The organism is Aeromonas sp. ZOR0001 (assembly GCF_000801015.1).
GTDB lineage: Bacteria > Pseudomonadota > Gammaproteobacteria > Enterobacterales > Aeromonadaceae > Aeromonas > Aeromonas veronii.
In genome coordinates, this window is the sequence record NZ_JRJY01000087.1 from 1 (window position 1) to 327 (window position 327).

Genomic DNA, 327 nt, shown 5'->3' on the forward strand with positions numbered 1-327 from the left:
TTGCGAGCCAATCGCTTGATGCGCGTTCTGAGCGTCAGGTTGTTACGCTCGATACGCTGGGTGAATATCTTCCCGGTCAGATGCATCTCGCTCGGCACCTCTCTGGCATAGCCTCCCCAGTCATCACTGGTGATAAAGCCTATCTGGAACGGAGAAAGCAGGCTCAGCAACCGACGGCATGTCTCATCGTTGCGTGGGCCAAAGGTATATGCCACGACTCGTTTTCTCTTGGTATCAAAGGCATACCAAAGCCAATGTCGATACTGTTTATTGCCAACATAGGCCCATTGCTCATCAAGTTCACAGATAAGCGCCACGTCATCGAGC

1 protein-coding gene is annotated in these 327 nt (G+C 52.0%); it reads right to left on the reverse strand.

Annotated elements, in window-relative coordinates; all coding sequences use genetic code 11:
- Positions 1 to 327: IS1 family transposase (locus tag L972_RS20880; RefSeq protein WP_156127049.1), on the reverse strand; the 327-nt coding region annotated here is incomplete at both ends.